Source organism: Candidatus Poribacteria bacterium, from assembly GCA_009839745.1.
Classification (GTDB): domain Bacteria; phylum Poribacteria; class WGA-4E; order WGA-4E; family WGA-3G; genus WGA-3G.
Map to the genome: position 1 here is coordinate 102,018 of VXPE01000079.1, position 7,656 is coordinate 109,673.

6 protein-coding genes are annotated in these 7,656 nt (G+C 46.9%); all 6 read right to left on the reverse strand.

The genetic code is table 11. The features are described from left to right. Positions 1 to 5: 5 nt before the first annotated feature. Positions 6 to 305 carry a hypothetical protein gene (locus F4X88_13310; GenBank protein ID MYA57268.1) on the reverse strand — a complete coding sequence of 100 codons (300 nt, stop codon included), beginning with the start codon at positions 303 to 305 and terminating at the stop codon, positions 6 to 8. Between the two features lie 229 nt (positions 306 to 534). After that, entirely contained in the window at positions 535 to 2,274 is a 1,740-nt protein-coding gene (locus F4X88_13315; GenBank protein ID MYA57269.1) for an AAA family ATPase, read from the reverse strand. After that, positions 2,250 to 2,684, reverse strand: coding sequence for a hypothetical protein (locus tag F4X88_13320; protein ID MYA57270.1), 435 nt, complete (start codon positions 2,682 to 2,684; stop codon positions 2,250 to 2,252). Before F4X88_13320 ends, F4X88_13315 begins: the two co-directional genes overlap by 25 nt. A gap of 14 nt (positions 2,685 to 2,698) precedes the next feature. After that, positions 2,699 to 3,487, reverse strand: coding sequence for a phosphoribosylformylglycinamidine synthase I (gene purQ, locus F4X88_13325; GenBank protein ID MYA57271.1), 789 nt, complete (start codon positions 3,485 to 3,487; stop codon positions 2,699 to 2,701). 464 nt (positions 3,488 to 3,951) lie between these two features. Continuing rightward, a complete protein-coding gene (purL, locus tag F4X88_13330; GenBank protein ID MYA57272.1) occupies positions 3,952 to 6,339 on the reverse strand; it encodes a phosphoribosylformylglycinamidine synthase subunit PurL in 2,388 nt (795 codons plus the stop codon). 15 nt (positions 6,340 to 6,354) lie between these two features. Then, positions 6,355 to 7,572 carry a transcriptional regulator gene (locus F4X88_13335; protein MYA57273.1) on the reverse strand — a complete coding sequence of 406 codons (1,218 nt, stop codon included), beginning with the start codon at positions 7,570 to 7,572 and terminating at the stop codon, positions 6,355 to 6,357. Positions 7,573 to 7,656: the final 84 nt, after the last annotated feature.

Genomic DNA, 7,656 nt, shown 5'->3' on the forward strand with positions numbered 1-7,656 from the left:
CGTGCTTATTTGAAAATGGCAACGGCAATGGAGATAATTATGGCACCGATAGCACAGGCAACCGTTATCCAACTCCGCACTCCCGCAATTGCATTTTGCTTACCTTTAAGCTCCGATATACCGTTCTCAACAGTGCGGAGCCGGGTATCCATCCCATCTAAACGGGTATCTACCCTATCTATACGCTGATTGACTTCATTAAAACGCTGATTGACTTCATTGAAACGCTGATTGACTTGATCAAAGTTTAATCTAACCTGATCAAAGCCATCTTTCATCACCTGATAGAGTTCTTCATTTGTCATTTCTTTGTTCCTTTGGTTTCTTGTTGATTATGCCAGTCCAAACTGTTTTTTAATAATTACCCCAAGTTGGTATTTACAAGATTTTCGACAGACAGTCACCCTTTTCACTGAAAACGGTTGCTTAGCTGCACGATTTTGTAGCGTATCCTGTTAGGTTACGCACAATCTTTTGCACAGACTAACAGTCTATGCTACAAAGATGGCAACTTGGGTTATTATATCACAATTCCTATTTCCTGTCACTTGCTTTCTTTACTCTCCTTCTTGCACGCCAATACGCAAACTGTCGGAGATAATAACTAATATTTTTCGGAATTTTTTCAAACTCTGGCACAAATGGACAGTGCCCACCAAGGACGACGAGTTCTACCTTAGCACGCGTCATCGCAACATAGAAGACACGCCGCTCCTCTGCAAGATTGTTATCACGCCGCGGGAAACGCCGTCCCAATGTGTTATGGACGAGAATCACCTTTTCCCATTCCCTGCCCTTGGCTTTGTGGATCGTTGTCACTTCAATAGGGGTCGCGCGCCTGGCGAGCATCTCTTGAATCCGGTCGGTTTCGTAGTTCGTGCGTGCCAAAACAGCGGTTTCCTGAGATGATTTCAATTCACGGCGTAAGAGGGTTTCTACAGTCTCAGGGGTTGTCCCAACAATTTTTATGTCCTGCTGTCGCGGATTATGCGCCCGAAGGTTTTTGTTGATTCTCGGCTCATTTCGCTCAATCAAGGCTCTTGCGTGTTCAACGATCGTTGATGTAGAACGATAGTTTCGCGTGATTTCGTATTTCGCGACATCCCGTCGATCCGTGAATTCCTGCATAATTTCGGAATCCCCGCCACGAAACCCGTAAATCGCTTGGTCGTCGTCGCCGACAGCAAAGAGGTTCTCCGATAACAGTGAAATCAGTCGAAAATCAGCGGGGGAAATGTCTTGGAATTCGTCAACGAGTAGATACGGATATGTGTCGCGGTAGGTTTGCCGAAGATCTGGACACGTTTCAAGCAGGTTCGCGGCGTGGATAATCATATCCTCGAAATCGACAGCGTTTGCCTCGGTTTTAAGTGTTTCATATTTTACGGCAAATGCCTGCGCGACGGGGTCCTCAAGCGTTGTTGGGTCGAACAATCCGGTGGTGACTTTGCGTTTCGCTCGCATAACGGTCTCTTTTATCTCGTTGAAGCGATCGCGGAGATTCTCAAAATCAGGGTCTCTGTCGAGGTGTGCCGTGTATGGCATCTCAAAATGCTGACAGAACATTTCGAGAATCAGTTGGTTGCTATACTGCACTCGCAACGGATCTGCACGATTAAACACACTTGCCTGGTTTTTGTAGAAGTCAATCCAGTGTGCTTCGCGATGGTTTGCCTCTCGCCCTGGCACTCGTTCAAGCACCTCAAAAATGAAGTGGGACTCGCCTTCAGACCGGATCGCTTGTCGGAGTCTGTCGTTCGAGGAGTGCTCGAAGTGTTCCATCCGTCGCCGCTCTGGTTGTGTCGTTTGTCCGATATAGCACTTACCGGTGCTTTTGCTCTCTATTTTATAGATAGCAACCGAAACGTTGGAGGCTTCTCGTTCAATTTGTGTCTGTTCTTGTGCGATAATCTCGTCTATCTGACCCGTCCAGATCTCAGGGATTTGATTAAATCCTGCACGCTCATAGTTTTCAGTGATAATGTCTTTACCGAAGGCATGAAGTGTTCGGATGACAGGTTTTGATGATGTGAGTTCCCGAAGGATTCGCGTCTCCATCTCTTCAACGGCTTTTCTATTAAAGGCAATAGCGAGGATTTGTGAAGGTGGGATGTTATGCGTCTGGACAAGGTTCAGAATCCGTGCCGTTACGACTGTCGTTTTGCCGCTACCGGGTCCCGCGATGACGATAGCAGGACCCGTGCCGTGATTCACGGCTTTTTCTTGGTTTCTATCAAGTCTCATAAAATTCACTTCGGCATGCGCCGCACCCATAGCAGTAACGCCACATTCATCGCGCCAATAAAGCCGAAAACATAGGATTGGATGCCTACTAACGTGTCAACGGATCGGATCAGGAAAGGACAAAGAATCGGTAAGCCGAGTGCCACACAGGTGTAAAAGGTCAGAAGTTTTGCACCTTTCGCTTCCCAGAAGGTTATCTGCCGCCTTAAAACCTGTAGATACGATTGATCCCATAGACGAGATGTCCACTTCCCCTGCATGAAACCTAAACCGATGCCTAAGCCGTAGCCGAAACTCGACCATCGGAGATCAATTCGCACATCCTGTGAAACGATAAACGCCCAAAGCAGTTGTCCTAACACCGAAAGAACGATGAATGCCCAGAAGACAGGCAATTTCATATAAAATGGGAGTAGCCGCCGATATAACTTATTTGGCATTTTTTAATTTATCGTTAAGGAAAATTAGAAAAAACGTAATTAACCGCGTTTTTGAAGATAACCAATCCGTCGCCTTCTTCAGAACCGATCTCTTGGGTGTTAGCAGGGTTCCGGGTCCAACGCGGATGATTCCATTTCGTGAGGAACCGTTCTGGATGGGGCATTAATCCGAAAATTTTGCCCGTTGCATCACAGATACCCGCAATATCGCTATCGGAACCGTTCGGATTGTTAGGGTATCTATTCCCGGCATACCGAAACACGACCTGATCGTTGGCTTCTAATTCTGAGAGCACCTTCGCGGGGGCAGTAAATCTACCTTCAGCATGCGCAACGGGGAGATACACACGCGCTTTGACTCCGGTTGTAAAGACACACGGACTCTCTTGTGTTTCCAGATCCACCCACCGACACTCGAATTTCGCTGAGGTATTCATCGCTAATGTGGCGCGCTGCCTCATCTCTGATGTCCCGTTACCGGGCAGTAAGCCTGTTCGCACAAGTACTTGAAACCCGTTGCAGATGCCGATTATTAACTTGCCATCTTCGACAAATCGATGCAACGCGTCTGTCAGTTTGTGTTTCATCTCGACGGCTAACAGGATACCCGCCGCAATGTCATCGCCGTAGGAGAATCCACCGGGAATCGCGAGAATTTGATAGTCGGCAAGGTTAACTTTGTCTGATATGAGGTGTTGGATATGGACCAACGCTGTCTCTGCACCCGCGAGTTGGAACGCTACATCGGTTTCGGCATCGCAGTTTGTGCCTGCAGTCCGTAAAATGAGTGCCTTTGGTTTCATATTTTTAACTTTCCTTGCGGTTTTTTAATTATTCCTTGCGGTTCGGTCAGGTGAGTTGGGTGAATAACGTTCATTGACGTATATCCGCCTGCGTGTTTTTGCTTGGGGTTTTTGATAGGGGTCTTTGCTTGGGCATTTCTGCGTGTTTCTGCGTATTTCTGCGTATTGTTGCAGGCTACACGCTTGGGTACACTTTCTAAACATTCCTTGCGGTTCGGTCAGATGGGTTGGAGGCTTCAATCGTCTTTCCGTACATCCGCGCTCCACTTCGTTTCCTGCTTGTTTTTTTGTAGGTGCATGTTTCCAAATATAGTTGCGACGTGACTAAAAACCTGCAAGGACAACGGACGCAGCAGCCCAAGAGTAATCGCTAAAAAAATAAAACACCTACTTTAGATTATGAAAGGTTCGTTAACGATTGGAAGACTGCAAGGACAACGGACGCAGCAGCCCAAGAGCAATCGCTAAAAAACTTGCCAGGCAGATTTGAGCGTATGGATAGACGTTTCAACGATCGAGCGTCCACTCTTTCCCTTGATAACGAATTCGGAGGTGTCTGAAACCGTGCCAAGACAGCCAATCGGTATTCCCACCATGTGGTTTTCATAGGCATGTTGATGCTGGGGTTCTATCTCTACAAGAAAACGGCTATTTGATTCTGAAAATAGAAGGAAGTCGTCAGCATCAATATCTTCGCCTGTAGGGATCTCATCAAGGCGCAGCGACATCCCGTAGCCACCCGCAAATGCCATTTCCGCAGCCGCCACACCGATACCGCCCTCAGAACAGTCATGACACGAGCGCACCCATCCCCTATTGATCGCAGCACTGAGACGTTCCATCGTCAACTTACCTTCACTTGGACGAATGGCAGGGGCAGTGTTCCCGACAAACCCGTGAATGTTGAAGTAGTGCGAACCGCCCAATTCAGCGTAGGTATTGCCTACGACATAAATGAAATTGCCCGGCGTTTTCACGTCCATCGTGACGGCGTTTTGAATGTCAGGCATAACGCAGATAGCAGATATAAGGAGTGTCGAAGGGATAGCGCGTTGTTCACCGGTTGTGGTATCCCTGTATTCGTTGTAAAGGCTGTCTTTCCCGGAAATAAAGGGTGTGCCGTAAGCCGTTGCGATATCATAACACGCTCTCGCCGCACGGACGAGTTCGCCGAGTCGGTCGGGTTTGTCCGGATTTCCCCAACAGAAATTGTCCAGTAATGCGGTCTTTTCTAAGGTTCCCCCGACAGCAACAACATTCCGTAACGCCTCATCAATTGCCGCAGCTGCGCTGAGATACGGATCCACGTCGCTATATTTCGGATTGATACCGTTCGCAACGATTACACCTTTTCGACTGCCTAAGACGGGAGTCGTTATACATGCGTCGCTCGGTCCGTCGTTTTTCACACCGACCAGCGGATTGATAACCATTCCACCTTGGACACCATGATCGTATTGCCGGATAACGGATTCCTTGCTCGCGATATTGGGACTTGCGAGTAGTTGTTTGAGGTCATGGGTATAATTCTCAGTCTCTCCATCTCGCGATGCCATATCCGGGTGTTTCGGGGGCTCCCAAACCGCTTCCTTGACCGGCATCGGGAGTCCATGGTGCAAAAACTCCATCTCCAAGTCGGCAACTATTGTGCCTTCATAGAAAACTTGCAGTCTATGGGTATCTGTAAAAGTCCCGAGGACTGTGGCTTCGACAACCTCTGCTTCGCATATTTCCATGAGTTCATCCAAATTCTCAGGTGGCACAGCGATGACCATGCGCTCTTGTGCTTCGGAGAGCCAGATTTCCCACGGAGCGAGCCCTTCGTATTTCAAAGAAACACGTTCAAGGTGCACTTCTGCCCCTATATCTTCTCCCATCTCTCCGACAGCGGACGAGAACCCCCCAGCACCGCAATCGGTGATGGAGCGATACAGATTCCGATCTCGTGCCTGCAATAGTGCATCCACAATCTTCTTTTCCATAATCGGGTTGCCGATCTGCACCACACTGCCGAGGCTTTCAGAAGTATCGTCCAATTCTGCAGAAGAGAAGGTCGCGCCATGAATTCCATCGCGACCGGTTTGTCCACCGATCGCAACCACCAGATCACCGGGTTCAACGGATTTCTCGCACCTGTTTCTCGGTATTAAACCGACATTTCCGCAGAAGACGAGTGGGTTTGCGGTATAACGGGCGTCAAAAAGAATAGCACCGTTCGCCGTAGGAATACCCATTCGGTTGCCGTAATCTCGCACGCCAGCGACAACCCCTTTAAAGACACGCTTGGGGTGAAGTGTGCCTTTCGGTAGTTGCGTGTAGGGTGTATCTGGCATCCCGAAACAGAATACGTCGGTGTTTAAAATCGGCTTCGCACCAAGACCTGTGCCGAGTGAATCTCGAATGACACCGCCTATCCCGGTCCCAGCCCCCCCATAGGGTTCAATTGCTGAGGGATGGTTGTGCGTTTCTACCTTGAAAACGAGATTGAATTGTTCGTCAAACTCAATGATGCCGGCGTTGTCTGAAAAGACGGAGACACACCACGGTTTCGCTATCTCCTCCGTCGCACGTTGAATGAAGCTTGGAAACAAGCCGTCAATCTGTTCTGGTGCTTTGCCTTCTTCGGAATAGAGGATGGTGCTTTTGAATGTTTTGTGAACGCAATGTTCAGACCACGTCTGGGCGATGGTCTCTATTTCTACATCGGTAGGATTGCGTCCGAGGGTTCCGAAGTGCGTCTGAATTGCCTGCATCTCGTTCAGACTCAAGGATAGCGTTCCTTCTCGACTGATACGCATCAATTCGGCATCGTCTGCGTTCAGAATCTCTATTTCGTTAACCGTACTGGACATTACTTTCTCCGGTATTTATTTATTGCCTTCTTGAAGAGATTTTGCCGCAAATATTGTCAAGCATAATTCTTCGTTAAAGAGTTCATAAACAGGTATTTTCCCACTCAACTGCTCACTTTCGTTCAGAATGATGCCAACACCTTCTCCACGTCCTTCTAAAAAATGTCTCCGCTTTACTTGTTTTTCTACATCGTCATCTAAAGTAATTTCCGAAAGTAAACGTGCCAAGAGTTCATTACGCGTGGCTTGATTATAGGGTAATTTATCAATTGTTAAAGAATTTGCTAATGCCCCCGGGGAATATAACTCAAACCGATCAGTAAACATGAACAAACGAATTTTTGAGCCGTGTTTTGAATAGTCTCTATGCACAACTGCATTCACTATTGCTTCAAAAACAGCACGCCTGCTGTATTGGGGCTGGTCTATCCTTCCAACTTCCTTACGCGCGGATATCTCGTTATGTTTTTGAACAAATTTAAAGGCAGCTATAATCTGTTGGTCAAGGGGGCCTTTAAAATCTTTTGCATCAATCTGATAGTTTGCATCTTTTTCCTTACCACTATAATAAACGGCTTGAATAAAACTGTTATAGAGGAAATCATCAGGTGTTTCATGACACATCAAAACGCCAGCGACAGAAGCCCGAAGCACCCGCCCTTCTTGAACGAGCAAATTTCTTTTCAGGAGTAGATCCTCTATCACATCTTCAGTGGCATCTTCTGTGATGAATCGTTGATAGAGCGGTTCTCTTAGTGTTCTTCTATATGTGTTTGGAACGGGTAGTGTGTTGAAATGAGTTTTGCGTGGTTGTGAACGGGTTTGAAACAGGCGTGTTAACTGTTGTGTTGACATCTCTTTTTTGGTTTTTTCTCGACGCGTGTAATACCCGTTATGAGTCTTGTGAACAAAAAAACTTCGCGGGATCTCTATTTTTAGCAGGTTTTTATCATCAATCCGCAATTTTTCTGTGAAGATCGGAACGGTAGGTTCAATGCTATCATTGCATATTTCAATAACCCTTTTTTCTACATTATCCAATTTCTGCAGTTCAATTCCAATGATTTCTTTGTTGTCGTCAACGCCAATGAGTATCATTCCCCCTTGGGCATTTGCAAAAGCAGCGATCTCGTCTGCTATGTTGTCTCTGTGAGGGACATCTCTTTTGAATTCCATCGTTGAGTCTTCACCAAGAAGAATTTTTTCAATAAGTTCGGTTTGACTGTGAAACATAACTAACCTCCAAGATGAATACGTTTATAAACGTGAGTTTGATAAAAGTTTAGTCTTTAGAAAAGCACGGGTAAATCGTTGACT